The sequence below is a fragment of the Alcanivorax sp. VBW004 genome (assembly GCF_009718865.1).
Classification (GTDB): Bacteria; Pseudomonadota; Gammaproteobacteria; order Pseudomonadales; family Alcanivoracaceae; genus Alcanivorax.
On sequence record NZ_WNHC01000001.1, the window covers coordinates 3,450,527 to 3,470,357 of the forward strand.

The window sequence follows — 19,831 nt, forward strand, 5'->3', positions numbered from 1 at the left end:
TTGGGCGATGACCATAAGCCAAATCGAGATAAGGAACATCAAAGGGATTTCGCATGAAAACTTTAACGTGCAATTAAAGGCCTACAAACCCAACCTTTTGGTTGCACCTAACGGCTTTGGGAAAAGCTCAATCGCAACCGCTTTTTCATCGATGAATACCAAGCGAATCGATCTCGCTGAAAAGGATCATCATAAAGAAAACGAAAAACTGGAACCTAAACTGAGCATTACGGTTGATGGGCAGAAATTAACCGCAGACAGAAGCAAAAACGAGATTCGCCAAAAGTTTGATGTACTGGTAATCAATAGCGGTCTAACTCCGAAAGCGAAAAAACATTTCAAGGGAGCAGTATCCTCTACTATTGAAGTCAAACCCATAAAAATCTGCAAAATCCCGGCGAAAGCAGATTTTTCATATAAGCCCTCCGAGTCCAAGGCCAACTTCGGGCGGAACGGAAAAATTCTGCCCAACATATCAGACTTACTGAAAGACCCGAGGCTTTTGGAAGCCATCCAAGGAATTGAGCTATCAAAATTCACCCAAGTCCGAATTCAAGCAGCGCTGAATACCATTATAGACAAAGTAAACCAAAAAAATGGAAGCGCAGCAGTCATATCTCAATGGGTTTTGGACAACTGTTTAGATGAATTACGATCATTGCCATTACTGAGCAACATAGCTGAACGGCTAGTCCAGTATGGCAGTGCAGATTCCGAGGTAGAAGGCTTTTTTTCTGCTTATCAGATTGCGCGCCTCCATGCTGCCGCCCCCAAAGGATTTTCTGCTGCGATAGATTGGCTGTATTATTTAACCGTCAAAGCGCATTATGAAAACCTACTATCCAACTTCAAGAGTTCTAACTGGCAATGGGCGAAAGTTGAAGAAACAAAAAAAAAGAAAGATCTGATCATTAACTTCCCCAAAGCTCACCAGTTATCGAACGGCCAGCGCGACATTATTACACTTGTTGTTCAGTTGCATAAAACTTTGCATGAAGGCAGTAAAAAACCGCTCATATTAGTCATTGACGAGGTATTCGACTATCTGGATGACGCCAACTTGGTAGCCTTCCAATACTACGTAACTTCGATCATTGAATCGTATAAAGACCAAAACCAAGAAATTTATCCAATAATTTTAACGCACCTTGATCCCGGCATATTTTTCGATTTCTGTTTTAACAAGCACAAAATTCAAATAAATCACCTACTTGCAAAACCGACAGGAAAATCACAACAAACTCTACGACTTGTAGAAGCAAGGGATAATCAAGAAAACATCAAGGATGGGCTAGAAAAATACTGGTTCCACTTTCACACTGACCTGTGTGAGATCCCTGAGAATGAGTGGCCAAAAAACCTTCCGAATGACTGGAGGAATTCTGGGGGATTCCATAAGTACTCCCAGAGCGAGCTAGCTCGCTACCTGAAAAACAGGAATTACGATCCTCTAGCCGTGTGTTTTGCTACACGTATTGCTGTTGAAAAACTCGGTTACGGCCTACTGGAACAGGACAACCAGAAAGAAGATTTTCTAGAAACCAAGACGACAAAAAAGAAAATGGATTTTGTGGCCAGCACTGGTGTTGATATCCCGGAGATCTACTTTCTGCTTGGACTGATTTACAACACAAACCTGCATTGGAACCAAGGGCGAGATTATGTGTCTCCACTTACGACAAAGCTTGGACATCCCACGATAAGGCAGCTAATAAGAGAGGCCTCAAATTCTGCATTTAATAAATAAGCGCCATCAAATCAAGATTACGCTGGAAGCTATCATATTTTGTTAGCTCCTAACGAAATGCCACGCTGATCTATAATTTGGAAAGCTCTTAGATAAAATAAAGCCAAGAAAATGAAGAAATTGCCGATGAAGAGAAAAATTGAGGGGGTTCTGCGCGAAGCGCCAGGCCTGAAAGGTCGCCAAATCGCAAGAAAACTGGGGCTGGACCGAAGGGAAGTAAATTCATACCTGAACAAGCAAGACGGGGTCTTCTTTAAGGATGATAACCATTGCTGGTTCATTGCCAAAGACTCTTGCCTAGAAATACAGCTAGTCGGCGATGCTTGGATCGATGGCATTTCTCTAGACAGATCTGTAGGAGAAGCTGGAGCACCTTTGGATTCCAGTCTCTCTTTCATCACATTTGTTGTACCAAAGGGGTGCAAAATTCTCCTGGAAGCAGCCGCACGCTTGCTAGCCTATGCCAACCAATGCACATTTACCGGAAAACACATCACTATCGACTTTAATGATTGTCAAAATACTCTAACCTATTTCGATAGGATTGGGTTCTTCGAAATGTTACATGAAGATGTGGTGATAAAGCCTCGTCGGCCGATTTTTTCGGGGGCTGAATTATTTAAAGGTAACAGTGAAGCCGTGTATGAATTCGGCGAAGTAGATCCTGAGGATCTGGATGAGGACATCCCGCAAAGACTAAAGCACAGCTTTGTAAGTTACGCTGGAGAGAATTACTCTCAACCCGCCTTCACTGTTTTATCAGAGCTTTTTGGCAACGTGCGCGATCATTCTGAATCTCCCATACCTGGGTATATAGCACTGCAGCGATATAAAGGCTTTAGAGCTCGCCACGGCTATCGCGGCGTTGACCCTCACATACAAACGATTGTCTCCGATAGCGGGCGAGGAATCACGGGGACACTCAAACCTATTATAGAAAACAAGTACCCTGGACTTTTTAGAAAGCTTGACTTCAACGACCCAAAGTCCGGCCCGCAGCTGGTGCGAGAGGTTTTCAAGAAGGGCAGCATATCTCAGTCCAGTGATGAAGGGCGCGGTTTGGGCCTAAAGCGAAGCGGCGATGTGGCTGCGTCATACAATGCCGTAATCACAGTTCGCGAAGAGTGCTTTGAACTTAAGCTTACCTACAAATCAGGAAAACTGCATAAGACGAATTACGAACTCGATCTTCCCAGGCTCATGGGCACGCACATTTGCTTTGATTTCATTCTTGCAAGTCACCAGTAAATCTGATTAAATTAATGGGATGAATCAGAATTCGCCAATCATGCGCCTCCGTGACTTTACTAAAGACGACCACCCGTTTGGTAACAAACAAGGGAGAGAAGTACTTTCACTGCTCTCTGATTTTGTTGATAACAACCCTTCCGACATTTATGAAATCTCACTTGAAGGGATCACTGCGACTGATGCTTCCTTTCCAAGAGAGAGCGTGATTTCGTTAGCCAAACTGAATAGGGGCGAGAAAGGCTTTTTCCTTTCGGGATCTCTAACCAAAGATCTCCTTGATAATTGGCACTATGCCGCTATCGCCAAAGAGCAATCTCTGATCCTCAAGACTCAGGATGGCTACTCTGTTATTGGCCCCCCGCCGAGCAAGGGATCACAAGAATTGCTCGACTTCATCATGAAAGAAGGTGAAGTCACTACCTCCAAGATTGTTCAGAAATTTGGCGGATCGGCTCAGAATGCCAGCGCGAAACTCAAGAAACTGTTCGCCTCCGGCCTGATCCTCGGCAGCAAAGCCGTTGCTGAATCTGGCGGCCTTGAGTTCATTTACCGCGCCATCAAATAATTCTGCTTAATCTGCTTGACTTAATCAGTTTTACTCGACTATCCTCTCTTTTATACATGGCTGAGAAGCCATTTTTATTGACATCTGGTTAAACAGATTAACTTTATCAGAAAGAGAGGCTTGTATGGCTACAAACCCACCAGTTGGAGATGGACATCGGAAGGGGGCGGTGAAAGGTCGGACCCAGACGAAAACCCCTTCAGGACATTATGTTAAGCGTGACACCTCCACCGGCAGATTCATGGATGTCAAAACGACTGATAAGACGCCGTTCAAGGGCGTTCGCAAGGAGAAGTAGCACATGGCAAATGGAGCCGATCATACTGCGGCAGGCGCATTAACCGGAGTGGCTATGGCGTGCTATGCCCAGCATCAGGAAGAGCCTGTCAATCCGTTGCTGGCAATTACCGCCAGCACAGTTTTTTCTAAACTGCCGGACTGGATTGAGCCTGCCACTAATCCACATCATCGCCAGTTTTTCCATAGCGTTAGCTTCTTGGTGATACTGGGTTATGGCTTGAAGAAAGCCTATGACTGGAAGCCCGAAGATAGAGGTAGTCAATTGTTGAGATTTCTGGCCTTATGCGCTGGAGCTGGTTACATCAGCCATCTCGCACTTGATAGTTTAACGCCACGCTCACTGCCCTTGCTCGGTAAAATTTAAGGAAGAGGGAGGGATAGCCATGGTTGCAGAAGTTACGAGACATATAACCGATCAGGCTCAGCGAGAGCTCTGGGCGCGAGCCGCTGGTCGCTGTCAGTTTAAGGGTCACAACAGGCTGCTCCATACATCCTGCGTGACGCAAGAATCTGTCAATGCTGCCCAGAAAGCCCATATCTACGCATTCTCAGAGAACGGGACTCGGGGACGCGGACCGTATAAATGTAATCTCCACGCCCTCAATGATGTCAGTAATCTGATGCTGATGTGCTACGACTGCCATAAAAAAATCGATCAAGCTGGCGGCGCAGATCGATATCCTGCCGACCTTTTGATTGCTTGGAAGACGCAACATGAACAGCGCGTGGAAATTGTAACGGGCATTGCCCCTGACAAAAAATCTAATGTCGTGCTGTATGGCGCTAATATCGGCTCCGAGAAATCGCCGATCCAATACTATGCCTGCGTTGAGGCAATTTTTCCGCAATGGTATCCGGCTACCGAACGGCCTGTGCTAGTTTCCATGACATCGGAGCTGAATGACAGCTCACCGCAATACTGGCAAACAGAATCACAGCATCTCCTGAAAGCCTTCCAGCGGAAAATCCTGTCGATTATTGAAGATGAGCCTTGCAAGCATTTTTCTGTGTTTGCGCTCGCCCCCCAGCCCTTACTCATACAGCTTGGCTCTTTGTTCACCGATAAAATCGACGTGGAGACTTACCAGCTTCATAGAGAGCCAAAAAGCTGGGCGTGGCAGGAGTGTGAAGATGAATTTGATTACATCATAAACAAACCGGATAACTTTAACGGGAAGCCTGCACTGATTGTATCGCTGAGCGATCATGTCTCCCATGAGCGCATCACCAGGGTGATCGGTGAGGATACATCAATCTGGGAAATAACCCTCGATAATCCGCATAACGATTTTATGCAGGACAAGCAGAAACTTGCTCTGTTCAGAAAGCACCTGAGAAGTCTGATTGTCGAAATCAAGAGCGAACACGGAGAGGCAACGCCGCTCCACATCTTTCCCGTGATGCCAGTGTCATGCGCTATTGAATTCGGGCGGACAAGAATGCCCAAGGCCGATATGCCATGGTTGATTTATGACCACGATATTGAGACCCAGGAATTTATTAAAGCCATTGAACTGAAAGGTGATTTACATGCTGTCTAATCGGAGTAACGAAGTTCTAAAAAGTATCCTTGAAGAGATTCAGCTGCCGGACAGCGCCTATGAGAAAGCGGGGAATAGGTATAAAGATATCGGTGAGTGGCTACACCGTGAGGAATCAAGCTGCGCTGAATACGATCCGCTTGTCTTCTCGCAAGGTTCGTTCAGGCTGGGGACGGCCATCAAGCCCGATTCTGGTGAAGAGTATGACCTTGATATGGGGTGCAATCTGAGGCAAGGGTTAAGTAAAATTGATATTACGCAAGAACAACTGAAAAAGCACGTTGGCGTTGAGCTGGAGAAATATCGCAACGCAAGGGGGATCAAGGAAGAGCTAGCCGAGAAAAAGCGTTGTTGGCGCCTCGAATATGCCGATGGGCTTCGCTTTCACATGGATATCGTTCCTTGTATTCCTGAAAATGAACGCGGTAGAAATATCTTGAAAGCGCGAATGATTGAAACTTCTCACTTTGAAGATGCGCTTGCCCAAAATGTATCCGGTCTTGCTGTGTCCATAACGGACAATACTGACCCTGGATACAGGGTTGCTAATGATAACTGGAGGGTCAGCAACCCTGAAGGCTATGCTCGCTGGTTTGAAACACGCATGAAAACAGCACAATCTCTTATCAATGAGCGCGAGGGCGTTATCAAGGCCAGTATTGATAGCCTGCCTTACTATCAATGGAAGACCCCATTACAACAGGCAATTCAGCTATTGAAGCGACACCGCGATACAATGTTCAAGGAGAATGAGGACACCAAACCCATTTCCGTTATTATCACTACCTTGGCATCGAAAACTTATAACGGTGAGACAGACTTGGTTTCGGCCTTAACCAATATCCTGTCCTGCATGGACGAGCACATCAATAACACAGCGCCCCTAGTTCCAAACCCTGTAAACCCAGCCGAAGATTTTGCTGATAAATGGTATGATCCTGCTTCAGAAAAGCACAAGCTGAAGGAGAATTTCTACAAATGGCTCTATCAAGCCAGGGCCGATTTTAAAGCGCTGTGCTCGCAGAATGAAAGCCGCATTGTGGTCGAAGCGGCTGACCGCGGCCTAGATGTTAAACTTGCTACATCCTCTGTTGCAAAGACATTAGGGCTGTCTACGGCAGCGTTGACGCCAACCAAAGAAATCCCCCCCTCTTCTCCGAAACCATGGTTTAACCAATAAATGCAGCATTGGGACTCTTTGGGGCTAGAGGGTTTTCTCTCTGTTCATCCTGGAATCAGGATCGCGGAACTCAACGACGATTCGATTGCACTGTCGGGAAGGTATCACTTGAGAGCACAGCTCGCAGGTAGCCAGCTCGTTGATAAAATGTATCAACTCAGGGTGATCATACCTCGAGCCTATCCTGAAAAGCTGCCTCAGGTTATCGATGAGGGAAGGTATATCCCTCGTAGCCAGGAATATCATACATATACCGATGGCTCTTTTTGTTTAGGATCAGAATTTAGAATAAAATTTATTTTACAGAATAATCATTCTCTCACAGCTTTTTTTGAAAATATCGTTGACCGATTTTTATATGCTGTCACGCATCGCATTGAGTTCGGCATTTTCCCTTATGGTGAACTTGCGCATGGCGAACAGGGATTAGCCGATGATTACGGAGAAATGTTCGGAATCAGTGGGAAATTGGCTGTTTTGCGTGCATTGAGGGCTCTCGGGAGGCGTAAGAGAGAATCCAACAAATTAACTTGCCCCTGTGGTTGCGGTCTTAGACTAGGCCTCTGTGATTATCGTTTTACATTAGCGGATTTCCGTAAAACTGCGCGCCGCCGCTGGTTCCGTCAGCATTTGAAGGAATCCTTTAAGCCACTTGAAAAACCTAAAAAGAAGTCTCGATCTACAGGCTCTACGGGTAAAAAAACTGACAGCTTACAATTACTCATCACTCCCTCCCTTTCTTGCCATCCAGCCTACCACCTGATCGGCTCAGATCACCGTTACTCAATATTTCTCCTATATTCCAAATAATCTCAAATACATACCACCTCCACGAAGCCAGGAAGGAATGGCCTTCCTGATCCCATTTCATGGAGGTTTCATGATCATACAATGCCCCAGCTGCCAATCTATCCGGGTATCAGCACTCCACAACGGACGCAGAGTATGTGGCTCCGTCGGCACAGCTGCTGGTGCCGCTAGTGGGGTAGCTGCAGCCACCAGTGGTGCCCGTGTGGGCATGACACTGGGCTATGTCGCGGGTCCGGCAGGATCTCTACTCGGCGGCATCGCCGGAGCCGTGATTGGCGGTCTGATTGGAGGTGTTGCCGGCGGAGAGGCCGGTGCCGCTCTCGGTGACAAGCTCGACCAATCCTTTCTCGACAACCTGCAATGCCTGGATTGCGGCCACGCCTTTCGAATCGACACTGATTAAACCGTATTTCGCGCCCCCTTTCACTGCATGCCAGAGCCCGCCTTGTGCGGGCTTTTTTATGCCGTTTTGGAGTTTCTATGGATATCCCCACTTTCGTAAAGAACGAGCAGGGCCTGTACCACGTACAGGGCTGCGTGAAGCCTGAAGAGATTGTCAGTACGGCTGCCACCATCCTGCTGGATGAGCTCACTGACCGGGAAGCGCTGACCGCGCCCACCGATGTCGCCCAGTTCCTGCAGATGGTCCTGGCCCAGGAGAAGAACGAGGTCTTCGCGGCCATCTTCCTCAACAACAAACACAAGGTGCTCAGTTTCGAGCCCTTGTTCAACGGCACCATTGATGGCGCGGCGGTGTATCCCCGTGTGGTGGTACAGCAGGCCCTGGCCTGCAATGCCGCTGCCGTGATCTTCGCCCACAACCATCCCTCCGGGTGCTGTGAGCCCTCCCAAGCTGATCGCACCATCACCACCCGGCTGAAGGACGCTCTGGCACTGATCGATGTGCGGGTACTGGATCACTTCGTCGTGTCCCGCTCCGAGTGGGTCAGCCTAGCCCAGCGCGGCTGGCTCTGAGCCGCCCCTCTTCGGCTTTTGCTCTACCCCTGACCCACCCCCTCTTCTCATTCGTTAATCCGCCCGTTTCGGGCTCATCGTTATTCTTGGAGATTTACCATGGCACATCTTGTCGAAAGCATGGCCTATGCAGGCCGTACCCCCTGGCATGGGTTGGGCAACCAGCTCGCCAGCCAACAACCCCTCAATGTCTGGATGCAGGAAGCCGGCATGGACTGGGAGATCCGTGAGACCCCTGTTCGCTTCATTAGCAGTGAGGCCGGCGCCCTCGGGCAAATCTCATCCTTCCCGGATCAGAAAGTCCTGTTTCGCTCCGACAATCAGGCGCCTCTGTCCGTAGTGAGTAACCGCTTCAAGGTGGTTCAGCCCCGGCAGATCCTGGAGTTTTATCGAGATCTCACCGAGCGCTCTGGTTTTGAGCTGGAAACCGCTGGCGTCCTTAAAGGGGGCCGCAAACTGTGGGCTTTGGCCCGCACCGGGCAAACGGGTTCCTTGGCAGGCAATGACCAGACCAACGGCTATGTGCTGCTGGCTACTGCCTGTGACGGCACATTGGCTACCACCGCTCAGTTCACCAGCATCCGGGTGGTGTGCAACAACACCCTGGCGGTAGCCCTGAATGGTGCCGGCCAGGCGGTGAAGGTCCGCCACAACACCACCTTTGATGCCCAGGCCGTCAAGAAACAGCTGGGGATCTCCGTCTCCGCCTGGGATGACTTCATGTACCGGTTGAAAACTCTCAGCGAGCGGCGCATCACCCGCAAGACCGCCGAGAAAGTCATGCGCTCGGTCTTCACCGATGTGAACTACTCCTCTGGTGACATGCTGGTGAAACCCAACGAACAGGCCATGAAGAAGGCCCTGGCGTTGTATGACGGGGCCGGTCGCGGTGCGGAGTTGCCGTCTGCCAAGAACACAGCCTACGGCCTGCTCAATGCCGTGACCGAGTTCGTGGACCACGAACGCCGCGCCCGCAGCACCGACAACCGGCTGGATTCTGCCTGGTTCGGCAAGGGTGCCCAGATCAAGCAGCGGGCCCTGAGCCAGACTCTGGAACTGGTGACCTGACTGATTCCCTACTCATTCTTTTCCCTCGACTAAAGCCCGACCCGCTCTGTGCCGGTCGGGCTTTTTATTGTTTGGAGCCTGACCATGACAGAACGTAATCCCGATAGCAGCGCGACACCCGAAGTCAGCCTCTCTGCGCCACCCCTCTCACCGCATCTGGCCGCCATTTGGGGTGCCTTTCTTCATGAAGGGGTGATGCTGAACAGAGAGCGCGGCACCCGGCTTCTGGAGATCTGGGGTAATGGCTGTATCGAACTGATCAGCACCCTGTGTGACCTCATCCCCGATATCTGGAAAAAGGTACAGCCCTACTGGTACGGCCCGCAAGGGTTTCCTGGGGTGTTCGAGTACGAGGTGGTGTCCATTCTGGGCGAACAGCTGGGCGCCTATCTGCTCAAGAATGACGGCAATTTGCCGTCCAACGCCGACATCCAACAGATGATCACCGATCTGGTGGTCACCTTCTTCAGCCAGGGCGGCAGTCATGAGGTCCCTACGGATCAGACACCCCAGACCCATCGGCTGATCAATCTCCATGATCGCTTTACCGAGCGGCTGACCCAACTGGAAGGAGGTCACTCATGAGCACGCCCCGCGCTATCAAACCCTCATCCCGTCCGGCGCTGCGCCTGGTGTCCACCAAGGGCATGAACCGGGAGCAGTGGCTCAAGGTTCGCAAGCAAGGTATCGGCGCCAGCGATGCCGCTGCGGCGGTGGGGCTCAACCCGTATCAGTCACCGCTGGAATTGTGGATGATCAAGACCGGTCGGGATGGCTTGTTACCGGCCCCCGATCCTGACGACATTCATACCCCGCTGTACTGGGGCAACCTGCTTGAACCCAAGGTGGCTGAAGCCTACGGCAAGGCGACGGGCAACAAAGTGCGGCGGGTAAATGCCGTGCTCCAGCACCCGGATGCAGACAAGTCCTGGATGCTGGCCAATCTGGATTATTCCGTTGTGGGAAATCCAGAGGTGCAGATCCTTGAGTGCAAAACCACCGGCCTTAATGGTGCGCGGCTCTGGGCCGATGGAGTACCGGAGTACATCCAGTGCCAGGTGCAGCATCAACTGGCCGTCACCGGCAAACAGGCGGCGGACGTGGCGGTGCTGATCTGCGGGCAGGAGCTGCAGGTACACCGCATCGAGCGGGATGAGGAGGTCGTCAAGGAACTGATCGAACTGGAACGGGCCTTTTGGCATCAGGTGGAGACCGATACGCCACCCGACGCCGATGGCTCCGACTCTGCCGATCAGGCACTGCGGGCACTCTATCCCCACGGCGACGGTGAAGCCCTGGACCTCATTGAAGACACCGCACTCAACGGCGACTTCAGCGAGATGCTGGATATCCGGGAGCGCCTGGCCCGTCTGGCCGAACGGGAAGCTCGGCTCAAGCAGCGCATCCAGCAACGCATGGGTGATGCCGCTCGGGCTTACTTCCTGGATGGCCTGGTGAGCTGGAAGCGCAGCAAGGACAGCACGGTGCTCGACACTGACGCCCTGCTCAAGGCGCAACCCGCGCTACTGCAGCAATTCCCCAAGCACCGGGCTGGCAGTCGCCGATTCCTGGTCAAGCCCAACGCCTGATCGTTCTCGCATTACCCCTCTCAATACCCTACGCCTCACAGCATAAGCGCCGGGCCCTGCCCGGCGGCTGTGTGGTTTATTGATAACAGGAGATTCCCATGATCAAAGGACTCGCGATTACTCCCCCCGTGATTGGCCGTATCAGTATTGGCCGCATGGTGGAAAAGAACGGCAAGCGTCTGCCGGAGAAAGACGACCAATTCACTATCACCACCCAGATCCAGACCCGGGAGGGCTGGCTACCACACCCACTGGATGATGCCCTGCGCCAGGAGGTACAAGGCAAGAAGCTACGCAGCATTCCTGTCACCCTGCCCTTCAATGATCCGGACCTGAATCTGCGGGCAGAGTACACCTTCTTCGAGCGCAGGAGTGGCCGCCCCCTGTGCAGTGGTGACGGGGAGATCTGCCGTCGCCGCACCGACCAGGGTCTGGAGCAGCTGCCCTGCCCGTCACCCGACCTATGCGAATTCGGCGCCCACGATCTATGCAAACCCTACGGGCGGCTGTATGTACGGGTCGGGGAAGAGGATGAACTGGGCTGCTTCGTGTTCCGCACCACCGGGTATAACAGTATCCGTACCCTGGCGGCACGGCTGCGTTATTTTCATGCTATCAGCGGCGGCAACCTCGCCACCCTGCCACTGGAACTGAAACTTCGCGGCAAGAGCACCACCCAGAGCCACCGGGCACCGATCTACTACGTGGACCTGACACTGCGAATAGGAGTAAGCATGGAAGACGCAGTTAACCAAGCCAGGGAGGCCGCCAAACATCGAGAAAGCCAAGGCATCAATCAAGCAGCATTAGACACAATTGCCGAAGCGGGCCTGCTTAATGCTCAGTTCGAATATTCAGAGGAGGAAGGCTTGCAGGTTGTGGAGGAGTTCACGCCGGAAGGCGCGGTCACATCGAACAAGACTCAACCGCAGCCCTCAAAGGGGCTCAGCCAGAAGCTGGCCGAGAAGAAGACAGCCTAGTCATCAATCATGGCCAACAGGCCTTCGCGCCGTTTGACAGGGAGGCGCCGGTAGCTCTTGAGCAGTTGGGCTTCGGCGTCATTACGCACCTGTGCGCCATACTTATTCGCCGACGCTGACACACCCTCAACAGCGTCACCACAGATCAAATGATCCAGCGATAACCCAAGGACCACTTTCAACTTTGGCAGCAGCCGGAATCCCGGCGCATCACGGCCATTTTCCCAAGCAGAAATAGTGGATTTCGTCACTTCCAGCTCGAAGCCCAGCTGTTCCTGCGTCAAGCCCAACGCCAACCGTGCCGCCTTCAGGCGCTCAGGAAAGCTCATCACGCCACTCCATCAATCAGATAGAGTAACGCTACGGCAGCACCATACCTCTGTCGTACTGTAATGCTTGACCTTAATAGTATCGCATTGCAATACTTGGTGAGTCTTGAATTACATAACACTCAAACCGAGACACACCTTCCAGTATTCACGGATAAGTACAGATGCCCTTGGGGGAAACACAATGATTCGGTTGATCGGATGCAGCCTATTTTCTGCCTGCTTGGCTATTAGCGGATGTGGCGGAGGCGGTGGGGGTGGATCAAGTAACCCAGCTGCTCCAGACAAAGTTAATACCGCCCCCGTGGCGGATGCCGGCCACTTGCAAAACGTCAAAACCGGCGATGTCGTAATCCTTGATGGTTCTGCCAGTCACGACGCAGATGGCGACTCCCTTACCTACCATTGGCAGTTCACCGCAATCCCCGTAGCGAGCTCTGCCACACTGACCTCACCGACCAGCCCCAAACCCCGGTTCACTGCTGATGAGAGCGGTCTTTATGAACTGGCGTTGGTGGTCAACGATGGGCAAAGCAATAGTGAGGTCGCGACCGTCTCAGTAACAGCCACTAAGCAGAACAGCGCCCCCGTCGCCAATGCAGGCCCTGATCGCGCCATCGCTACAGGCAGCGTGGTTAATCTGGATGGCCGTCAAAGCAGTGATGCTGATGGTGACCCGATCACCTATCAATGGTCATTTTCAAGCAAGCCCGCAGGAAGCCTGGTTAGTTTGGCAAATGCGAACAGCGCACAACCTGCCTTCACGCCTGATATCGATGGTGAATACCGCGTGACGCTGATCGTGAATGACGGCACCGTGGACAGTATCGCCGATGAAACACGCATCCTGGCAAGCACGACCAACAGTCGCCCGACTGCCAATGCGGGACCTGATCAGAACGTCATCACTGGTGAAACCATTACATTGAACGGTGCAGCCAGTCAGGACGCAGACGGCGACCCCCTTGGCTTCCACTGGGCATTCGTATCCAAACCTGCATCCAGTACCGCAGCATTAACCGGCGCTAGTCTCAGCGCCCCCAGCTTCATCGCTGACCTGCCAGGCGATTATGTGCTGTCACTGATAGTAAATGACGGTCGCGAGGACAGCCTGCCAGACAATGTGACCGTAACGGCCACCAAAGCGAATTCGCCACCCGTGGCATTCGCAGGCGAAGACCAGGTAGTTCAGACGGGAGATACCGTCAACCTGAACGGCAGCGCTAGCCGAGACCCGGATAATGACCCCCTCACCTACCACTGGCACCTCCTGTCCCGACCTGCAAGCAGCCAATCATCAATCAGCAACCCTGAGGCCATCGTTCCGACCTTTATTGCGGATCTATCAGGACAATATCGCATCGGCCTGACCGTCAATGATGGCAAAGCCGACAGCCCACTGTCAGAAATCACGGTAACGGCAACTCACCCAAACACCGCCCCAAGCGCCGATGCCGGCGAGGACCAGTCCGCATACACAGGCGACACCATTACCCTCAATGGCGCGAATAGCCAAGATGCGGATGACGATAGCTTGTCGTACCAATGGCGGTTCGTCTCATACCCGGAAGGCAGCAGTGCGGTATTGGCAGATGCTGACAACATCGCTCCAAGTTTTGAAGCTGACCTTACGGGCATCTATATCGTGGAGCTGATTGTCAGTGACGGCGAAGAACAAAGCGCCCCTGATCAAGTTACCATTACCGCAACCAAGGCAAATGCCGCCCCCATCGCATTGGCTGGCAGTGACCAGACTGTCGTCGCGGGAGATCTGGTTAACCTGGATGGAAGCAGCAGCTACGACGACGATGGCGACTCCCTTAGTTATCAATGGCAATTTGCCGACAAACCTTCAGCCAGTCAGTCCGTGCTGTCGGATACCGGCATTGCCACACCCAACTTTACTGCTGATCTACCGGGCAAATACTCGCTCCAACTAACCGTTAGTAATGGTGTCGCCAGCGCAATTGCCCAGGTAATCATTACCGCCACACCAAAAGAATACACCTTGTCCTACAACGCTGGACCCGGTGGAACGCTAACTGGCGACACCCACCAAGTTGTAATGGAAGGCAGCGATGGCAGTCCCGTGACTGCCGTCCCTGATACCGGGTTTTCTTTTTCCCAATGGAGTGATGGCCTGAGTACCTCCTCCCGTACTGACAAGGACATAGATGAAGATCTGACACTTTCCGCCATGTTCAAGACTAACCTGACCAAACCGGAGAATCTGACCGTCAAACCAGGAGATGGTCAGCTAATCGTGAATTGGGACAGTGTTGACGATGCCACGAGTTACAACCTCTATTACGCCACAGAACCCGGCGTGACGCCGTCTAACTATCAGGATCTTCAGGGTGGCGCTAAAGAATCCTATTCTGGCAGCCCCATCACTCTCTCAGGGCTGGTCAATGGACAAACCTACCACCTTGTCGTGACCGCAACTCTAGCCTCTGCCGAAAGCGAAGAGAGCCAGGAAGTGAGCGGCATTCCCGCCATACCCGTCATTCCCTGGAAAGACTCATTGCACGAAGGAAGCCTCAACATACAAGTCGAAGGCCCCAGGAAGGCAACGGTAAATTGGCCGGAAAATACTGACAGCGCCTATAACCTGTATATCAGCGACACCCCAGACATTGAGCTGGATAACTATGCAGCCTACGGAGCCACACTGGTTACCGATGTACGGTCTGGATACGCCCTGACCAGCCTCTCAACAAGGAAACCGTACTACATCGCTCTGGAAGAAAACGGCGTGATTGTCTCATGGAGTCGGTTCAGAACGGCTCCGTGGGGCGTTGATACCGGTGTCGGTGCCCAGGCCATTGGTCCTGATGGAACACGTTATATTGCCGGCGGATTTACCACTATAGGCATATCTATCGGTAGCGCCGAAGCGTTCTCCTCCGGAGAAAATGCCCAACCCCTTGGAATGCCAAGAGTCAAAGGCAAGGTCAACGCGATTGAAACTGATGGACTTGGAGGCTGGTACATAGGTGGCGACTTTTCAAGCGTTGATGGAAAACCCAGAAACAACCTAGCCCACATCAATAACCAAGGTGTTCTGACAGACTGGGCTCCATCAATTAACAACTCAGTATCCGTTATAGCAGCCGATAGAGAAGCCATCTATATCGGCGGCACTTTCACCGAAATCAATGAACAAGAAAGGCCTAAACTTGCTGCTTTCAATGCTTATTACCAAACGAGCCAAAACAGCTGGAAATTTAGCGGTTCACTAAAAAACTGGCAGCCAGTATCAAGTGGCGCCAGCAATATTGAAATTGACAACAATTATATATACATCTCCTCCGCAGACAGCATTTATGCCATAGGAAGGAACTCTGATTCCAGTGACTGGAGCATATCCGTCGATGGCTCTGTTATGGATCTAATGGTCCATGACGGCATTGTCTATGCTGGTGGCTCATTCAGCTCTATCGACGGCAAAGTGAGAGGAAAGCTCGCTGCTATTGATAACAATGGCCAACTGACAAACTGGTCTCCAGATGTAGAAGGCACTGCGGTTCGCTGCCTTTATGAATCAGGAGGCCGGATCTACCTCGGTGGCAATTTCACCCACATAGAAGGCGAAGCACGGAGCAATATTGCCAGTCTTGACCTGAATGGAAATATTACGCCTTGGAGCCCTACAACTGACGGTGAAGTTTATTCCATCTCCTCTACAGAGGACGAAACCATTTACCTAGTAGGCTCTTTCGATCATGTAAACGGTATTGCTCGGCCTCATGCTGCATCTGTCGATAGCAATGGAAAGCTTAATGACTGGAGCATCACATTGGGTCGAGGCCATGCTGGCTCAAACCCATCTATCAGAACCCTATCCACTCAAAAAAATGCGATCTACATCGGCGGCAATTTCTCACAGTTAGGTCTTTTTCCCCGAAACGGCTTGGCAGCATTCGACAATGAAGAAAACCTTACAGAGTGGAAACCATCTGTTGATGGATTAGTAATAACACTCACAGTGGCCGGCGACACTATTTATTTTGGTGGCGAGTTCAGCAGGGTAGACGATGAAAGCCGCAATCATCTAGCCGCCGTTGATACAGCAGGAAATATCATGGCCTGGTCACCTTCAGCCAACAACCGGGTTGATATCCTAAAATATGATGATGGCGTCATTTACATAGCAGGCATCTTCACGTCCGTAAACGATACTGAAAGAAACCGACTCGCTGCCTTGAATGAAACGGGATCGCTTACAAGTTGGAGCCCTGAAATTAATGGGACTTTGGTTTCCGCAATGGAAACATATGGTAATCGAATCTATGTCGGTGGAAATTTCACTCAAGCCAACAGCCAGAACAGGAAATATCTAACCGCTTTTGACAAATCCGGTCATCTCACAAGCTGGTGGCCAATAGTAAACGGCCAAGTCACTTCTCTGGCAATCAAAGAAGATACGATTTATGCCGGTGGTCGGTTTGATTACGCGCATCCCGAGGACCGAAACGGCCTAGCAGCCTTTGGCTTGTCCGGCAGTCTAGCAACTTGGAACCCCAGCATTACCAATTATGCCGGTTTTATCCCTGCTGCCATCGCCGTTGGAAGTAATGAGATTTACGTCAGCGGTGCATTTCATGAGATCAATGGCATGAAGCTTAACCACTGCTGCCTGGCCTCATTCGGATTTGATGGCCAGTTAACAAATTGGCGACCAAAGCCTGATCAATACGCACTTGCCCGCTCAATTATTCTGGGAAATGGGAAAGTCTACCTAGGTGGCCATTTTACTGAAATGGGAGGAAAAGTCCGGGCAGGAATGGCCGCCTTCTATGAAGAAACAGGAACCATCCTTGAGCAGTAACAAGCCACATATAAATACCAAACAGCGCAGCTCTTGCTGCGCTATACCAATACGATCTCTTACCCCGTTAAGGACCAACAATGAGCAAGAATATTGATATTGCCAAATACACTTCCGAGGAAATAACAACAGAGAAGCTTTCTGAGCTAATATCTAAGAAAGCCTCCTTTCAGATAGTCGCGGTTAAGAACATCAGCTCAGTGGTAAATAAGGTCGAAGGAGCGATTGAAAAGAAAGGATTCCGTTGCCGGGTATACACTGAATACCGGGCGGCCTCCTTAGCCAGCTTCGCTATCCCGACTGGCTTTACCCAGGTTACTGGCTTTGCCTCAGTGATTGGCATCGCCGCACATAACCTAGCCACCTTTAACCCTGATTACGAGATCGGGAAAAACAAACCTGCCGGCAAAGTGACAGTGCTGTATAAGAAAGATTAGCGCCTTATTGGTAACAGCACCGTCATGCCGTGTGTGGATACTCGAGCAGAACATCTCTCGGATAGTCCCCGTTTTCCTCGCCTACTACGCTCCAAGGTCTCGATCAATTGGCATTAAACCTCCCCGGTCCTATTGGTACCGGGGTCTACCATTACAAATTGGCCCCCCCTCCTGCTTTCATCTGATACAAAACCTCGCAGCCATCCATGAACCACGAAAGTCCAATAGCCGGTCAATGAGGCACTTCCTGGCAATCCCTCTCCTCAATCCTCTCCAGAATCCAGGCCTCGATTTCATCAGATACCCAGCCAACCGTTCTTCCCCCAAGCGGCACGGGTTTGGGGAATTCCCCCTCAGCAATACGCTTGTAGATAGAAGAACGGCCAAGACCGGTATCCTTGATCACTTCTGTTAGCCTCATGAATCGCATGAAATTCTCCTCGTCATTCGTTCATGCGATAGCGCAGCAACGTAAAAACTTACTTTCCTCAGCCCTGACTGCACCCAAAGTTCCGGTGCCCGTCGTCATAAAGCTTGGTTTCCACCTTTGCCAGGTAGCTCATGCGCCTGAACACCTCATGATATTGCGCGGTATACATAGACGACCCTTTTGAAATCAGCTGGACCGGGCTATCAGGGAAATGGACTAAACCGATTCCTTGGTTCCCTGTCTTCTCAAGAGCGCGGTTCCATGCTCGCTGGATACGTTCCGCCATATTGCTGACCGCTTGGCCTTCCTCCAGCCACCACGGGTAGTCGGCCTCCGGCTGACCCGCGATACGCCCTAAAACCGAGTAAGCATCTCTATTGACCATAATGGCAATATGGTAGTGAGGCTGCCCTTCCCCGCCGAACTCACGACACCAGATCATGCGAACCTGGCAATCATGAACTCGCTTACCTTGACCACGCTTACGCTTCAAATCGCACCTGATCTGCGAACGAAGGGATTTGATGAAGCCGCTTGCCAACCCCCCTTTGGGGCCGGACCTACCGTACGGCAGCCTAGCAACGAAATGGATAACACAGGTTCGTGGATGGTCATGTAAGGCCCGGTCCAAAGTAGACCGGATAGATTTGAGGTAATTCACCGCGAGTGGACGGTCAGGCCTTGCCAGTACCGGCAAGCCTTCCCAGACGGGTTCATAGTGGAGTTTGAGGTTGGTGTTACTGGAATGTCGTTTTCTCATTGTCTGGCACCTATGGTTTCTTCATAGGTACCAGCGCACTGGTTGAAATTTACTCATAAGCAGGCTGGTTTGGTCCAGCCTGCCTGTGACTCAACCAACTGCACTTACCAGCCTTCACAAGTGGGCTGGCTAAGTGACTATATGACTATATATATCTATTACCGACCCTGAACAAAGGGCGACCCAGCATAAAACACCCCAGATTTCTGGTTCTCACCGTCAAACAGGTCCACAAATAGAACTATCCAGTTAAACCACTATTTATGAATACGTAACGGGGCATTTCTTCACACAACTACGCAGAGTTAGAGTCATCTCTCTCTGATCCGATAGGCCAAGCTACGAACCTGAGAGAATAGCTAAAATCTGAGCCCTATTCAGGCCCAACCTTAATCGGTCGTCGGCGGCATATCGATCTTCCACAGCCGATGTAATATTGATACATAATCGTTCCGCCAGATAAAACGACCGCAACCAATTTCTAAGGAAACTGAGAGCCCGAACATAGCATTATGGTGCAACTCAGCCTTGACACCGTCGCTTTCCAAAAATCCTCGCCGTAAACCCACGGCCTCCAGCGTTACGAAAGCTTACTGAATGTAAGTTCATTTAGTCGCATCAACTGCGGCACGGTACTGAGGCAATTCATCTTAACTTGGTAGCGTTTTTTATTTTCGCCACGAAGCTTTATCCCTTCGCAGTTCTTTCCCAGTCATAACCGCGCAAACAATCATTTTCCTTCCTCACCATAGATCAATTCCCCATCGCTTTACCAAGAAAGCAAGCAGAGCAAAACAAAAAACGGTCAAAAAAGCTGAAACTAATAAAGCCAGCCAAAACCCCCAGCGCTCAAGCATTGCTGGGAATAAGGCGAACATTGGCAGGGTTGGGAGCACGTACCAAAAGGTATACCAAGCATGATTGGCCAGTTTGACGGTGGGCTGGCCCTCAAAATAAAGCCACACCAAGACCATTAATGTAACGACAGGTAGTGACGCCAATAGCGCCCCTACCCTATCGCTCTGCTTAGCCAGCTCA

Annotated in this window: 19 protein-coding genes; 15 read left to right on the plus strand and 4 right to left on the minus strand. The window is 51.1% G+C overall.

Annotation, left to right across the window (positions count from 1 at the left end; all coding sequences use genetic code 11):
• Nucleotides 1-7: 7 nt before the first annotated feature.
• From F1529_RS15685 to F1529_RS15745, 13 genes are all read left to right on the plus strand, one after another.
• Nucleotides 8-1,747: a hypothetical protein gene (locus F1529_RS15685; protein ID WP_155136178.1), complete on the plus strand. Its 1,740-nt coding sequence runs from the start codon at nucleotides 8-10 to the stop codon at nucleotides 1,745-1,747.
• Between the two features lie 126 nt (nucleotides 1,748-1,873).
• Nucleotides 1,874-2,995, plus strand: a complete 1,122-nt coding sequence (locus F1529_RS15690; protein WP_155136181.1) for an ATP-binding protein — start codon at nucleotides 1,874-1,876, stop codon at nucleotides 2,993-2,995.
• A gap of 19 nt (nucleotides 2,996-3,014) precedes the next feature.
• A complete protein-coding gene (locus tag F1529_RS15695) occupies nucleotides 3,015-3,563 on the plus strand; it encodes a helix-turn-helix transcriptional regulator (RefSeq protein ID WP_230457814.1) in 549 nt (182 codons plus the stop codon).
• A 301-nt stretch (nucleotides 3,564-3,864) separates the two neighbouring features.
• Nucleotides 3,865-4,227 (plus strand): metal-dependent hydrolase, encoded by a 363-nt coding sequence (locus F1529_RS15700; RefSeq protein ID WP_155136184.1) that lies wholly within the window; start codon nucleotides 3,865-3,867, stop codon nucleotides 4,225-4,227.
• 19 nt (nucleotides 4,228-4,246) lie between these two features.
• On the plus strand, nucleotides 4,247-5,404 hold the full coding sequence (locus F1529_RS15705; protein ID WP_155136187.1) for an SAVED domain-containing protein: 1,158 nt from the start codon (nucleotides 4,247-4,249) through the stop codon (nucleotides 5,402-5,404).
• Nucleotides 5,394-6,584 (plus strand): nucleotidyltransferase, encoded by a 1,191-nt coding sequence (locus F1529_RS15710; RefSeq protein ID WP_196220419.1) that lies wholly within the window; start codon nucleotides 5,394-5,396, stop codon nucleotides 6,582-6,584. Before F1529_RS15705 ends, F1529_RS15710 begins: the two co-directional genes overlap by 11 nt.
• Nucleotides 6,585-7,394: a hypothetical protein gene (locus F1529_RS15715; protein ID WP_230457815.1), complete on the plus strand. Its 810-nt coding sequence runs from the start codon at nucleotides 6,585-6,587 to the stop codon at nucleotides 7,392-7,394.
• A 208-nt stretch (nucleotides 7,395-7,602) separates the two neighbouring features.
• Nucleotides 7,603-7,797, plus strand: coding sequence for a hypothetical protein (locus tag F1529_RS17630; protein ID WP_230457942.1), 195 nt, complete (start codon nucleotides 7,603-7,605; stop codon nucleotides 7,795-7,797).
• A 77-nt stretch (nucleotides 7,798-7,874) separates the two neighbouring features.
• Nucleotides 7,875-8,369, plus strand: a complete 495-nt coding sequence (locus F1529_RS15725; RefSeq protein WP_155136194.1) for a RadC family protein — start codon at nucleotides 7,875-7,877, stop codon at nucleotides 8,367-8,369.
• Between the two features lie 99 nt (nucleotides 8,370-8,468).
• On the plus strand, nucleotides 8,469-9,437 hold the full coding sequence (locus F1529_RS15730; RefSeq protein WP_155136196.1) for a DUF932 domain-containing protein: 969 nt from the start codon (nucleotides 8,469-8,471) through the stop codon (nucleotides 9,435-9,437).
• 84 nt (nucleotides 9,438-9,521) lie between these two features.
• Nucleotides 9,522-10,022: a hypothetical protein gene (locus F1529_RS15735; RefSeq protein WP_230457816.1), complete on the plus strand. Its 501-nt coding sequence runs from the start codon at nucleotides 9,522-9,524 to the stop codon at nucleotides 10,020-10,022.
• Complete coding sequence (locus F1529_RS15740; protein ID WP_155136199.1) at nucleotides 10,019-11,026, plus strand: YqaJ viral recombinase family protein; 1,008 nt, start codon at nucleotides 10,019-10,021, stop codon at nucleotides 11,024-11,026. The genes F1529_RS15735 and F1529_RS15740 overlap by 4 nt, the downstream gene beginning before the upstream one ends.
• 98 nt (nucleotides 11,027-11,124) lie before the next feature.
• Nucleotides 11,125-12,006 carry a hydrolase or metal-binding protein gene (locus F1529_RS15745; protein WP_155136202.1) on the plus strand — a complete coding sequence of 294 codons (882 nt, stop codon included), beginning with the start codon at nucleotides 11,125-11,127 and terminating at the stop codon, nucleotides 12,004-12,006.
• Here F1529_RS15745 and F1529_RS15750 read toward each other — a convergent pair.
• Nucleotides 12,003-12,335 carry a helix-turn-helix domain-containing protein gene (locus tag F1529_RS15750; RefSeq protein WP_155136205.1) on the minus strand — a complete coding sequence of 111 codons (333 nt, stop codon included), beginning with the start codon at nucleotides 12,333-12,335 and terminating at the stop codon, nucleotides 12,003-12,005. The two genes, F1529_RS15745 and F1529_RS15750, sit on opposite strands and share 4 nt — an antisense overlap.
• Before the next feature lie 184 nt (nucleotides 12,336-12,519).
• On the opposite strand from F1529_RS15750, the gene F1529_RS15755 reads away from it, so the two are divergent.
• Both F1529_RS15755 and F1529_RS15760 read left to right on the plus strand, forming a co-directional pair.
• The gene (locus F1529_RS15755) at nucleotides 12,520-17,166 is read left to right on the plus strand and encodes a PKD domain-containing protein (protein ID WP_155136208.1); all 4,647 of its coding nucleotides are present in this window, start codon (nucleotides 12,520-12,522) and stop codon (nucleotides 17,164-17,166) included.
• An 80-nt stretch (nucleotides 17,167-17,246) separates the two neighbouring features.
• Nucleotides 17,247-17,603 carry a hypothetical protein gene (locus F1529_RS15760; protein ID WP_155136211.1) on the plus strand — a complete coding sequence of 119 codons (357 nt, stop codon included), beginning with the start codon at nucleotides 17,247-17,249 and terminating at the stop codon, nucleotides 17,601-17,603.
• 232 nt (nucleotides 17,604-17,835) lie between these two features.
• Here the strand turns inward: F1529_RS15760 and F1529_RS15765 are convergent, their stop codons facing one another.
• The 3 genes from F1529_RS15765 to F1529_RS17635 all read right to left on the minus strand — a co-directional run.
• Nucleotides 17,836-18,033, minus strand: a complete 198-nt coding sequence (locus F1529_RS15765) for an AlpA family transcriptional regulator (protein WP_035249040.1) — start codon at nucleotides 18,031-18,033, stop codon at nucleotides 17,836-17,838.
• A gap of 58 nt (nucleotides 18,034-18,091) precedes the next feature.
• Complete coding sequence (locus F1529_RS15770) at nucleotides 18,092-18,793, minus strand: inovirus Gp2 family protein (RefSeq protein ID WP_155136214.1); 702 nt, start codon at nucleotides 18,791-18,793, stop codon at nucleotides 18,092-18,094.
• Between the two features lie 743 nt (nucleotides 18,794-19,536).
• A partial coding sequence (locus tag F1529_RS17635) for a DUF3147 family protein (RefSeq protein ID WP_230457817.1) occupies nucleotides 19,537-19,831 on the minus strand: 295 nt, incomplete at its 5' end.

Bases quoted from the DNA above. Each gene is read 5' to 3' on its own strand.
- F1529_RS15685 (WP_155136178.1), top strand. From the start codon at position 8: ATGACCATAAGCCAAATCGAGATAAGGAACATCAAAGGGATTTCGCAT.
- F1529_RS15690 (WP_155136181.1), top strand. From the start codon at position 1,874: ATGAAGAGAAAAATTGAGGGGGTTCTGCGCGAAGCGCCAGGCCTGAAA.
- F1529_RS15695 (WP_230457814.1), top strand. From the start codon at position 3,015: ATGAATCAGAATTCGCCAATCATGCGCCTCCGTGACTTTACTAAAGAC.
- F1529_RS15700 (WP_155136184.1), top strand. From the start codon at position 3,865: ATGGCAAATGGAGCCGATCATACTGCGGCAGGCGCATTAACCGGAGTG.
- F1529_RS15705 (WP_155136187.1), top strand. From the start codon at position 4,247: ATGGTTGCAGAAGTTACGAGACATATAACCGATCAGGCTCAGCGAGAG.
- F1529_RS15710 (WP_196220419.1), top strand. From the start codon at position 5,394: ATGCTGTCTAATCGGAGTAACGAAGTTCTAAAAAGTATCCTTGAAGAG.
- F1529_RS15715 (WP_230457815.1), top strand. From the start codon at position 6,585: ATGCAGCATTGGGACTCTTTGGGGCTAGAGGGTTTTCTCTCTGTTCAT.
- F1529_RS17630 (WP_230457942.1), top strand. From the start codon at position 7,603: ATGACACTGGGCTATGTCGCGGGTCCGGCAGGATCTCTACTCGGCGGC.
- F1529_RS15725 (WP_155136194.1), top strand. From the start codon at position 7,875: ATGGATATCCCCACTTTCGTAAAGAACGAGCAGGGCCTGTACCACGTA.
- F1529_RS15730 (WP_155136196.1), top strand. From the start codon at position 8,469: ATGGCACATCTTGTCGAAAGCATGGCCTATGCAGGCCGTACCCCCTGG.
- F1529_RS15735 (WP_230457816.1), top strand. From the start codon at position 9,522: ATGACAGAACGTAATCCCGATAGCAGCGCGACACCCGAAGTCAGCCTC.
- F1529_RS15740 (WP_155136199.1), top strand. From the start codon at position 10,019: ATGAGCACGCCCCGCGCTATCAAACCCTCATCCCGTCCGGCGCTGCGC.
- F1529_RS15745 (WP_155136202.1), top strand. From the start codon at position 11,125: ATGATCAAAGGACTCGCGATTACTCCCCCCGTGATTGGCCGTATCAGT.
- F1529_RS15750 (WP_155136205.1), bottom strand. From the start codon at position 12,335: ATGAGCTTTCCTGAGCGCCTGAAGGCGGCACGGTTGGCGTTGGGCTTG.
- F1529_RS15755 (WP_155136208.1), top strand. From the start codon at position 12,520: ATGATTCGGTTGATCGGATGCAGCCTATTTTCTGCCTGCTTGGCTATT.
- F1529_RS15760 (WP_155136211.1), top strand. From the start codon at position 17,247: ATGAGCAAGAATATTGATATTGCCAAATACACTTCCGAGGAAATAACA.
- F1529_RS15765 (WP_035249040.1), bottom strand. From the start codon at position 18,033: ATGCGATTCATGAGGCTAACAGAAGTGATCAAGGATACCGGTCTTGGC.
- F1529_RS15770 (WP_155136214.1), bottom strand. From the start codon at position 18,793: ATGAGAAAACGACATTCCAGTAACACCAACCTCAAACTCCACTATGAA.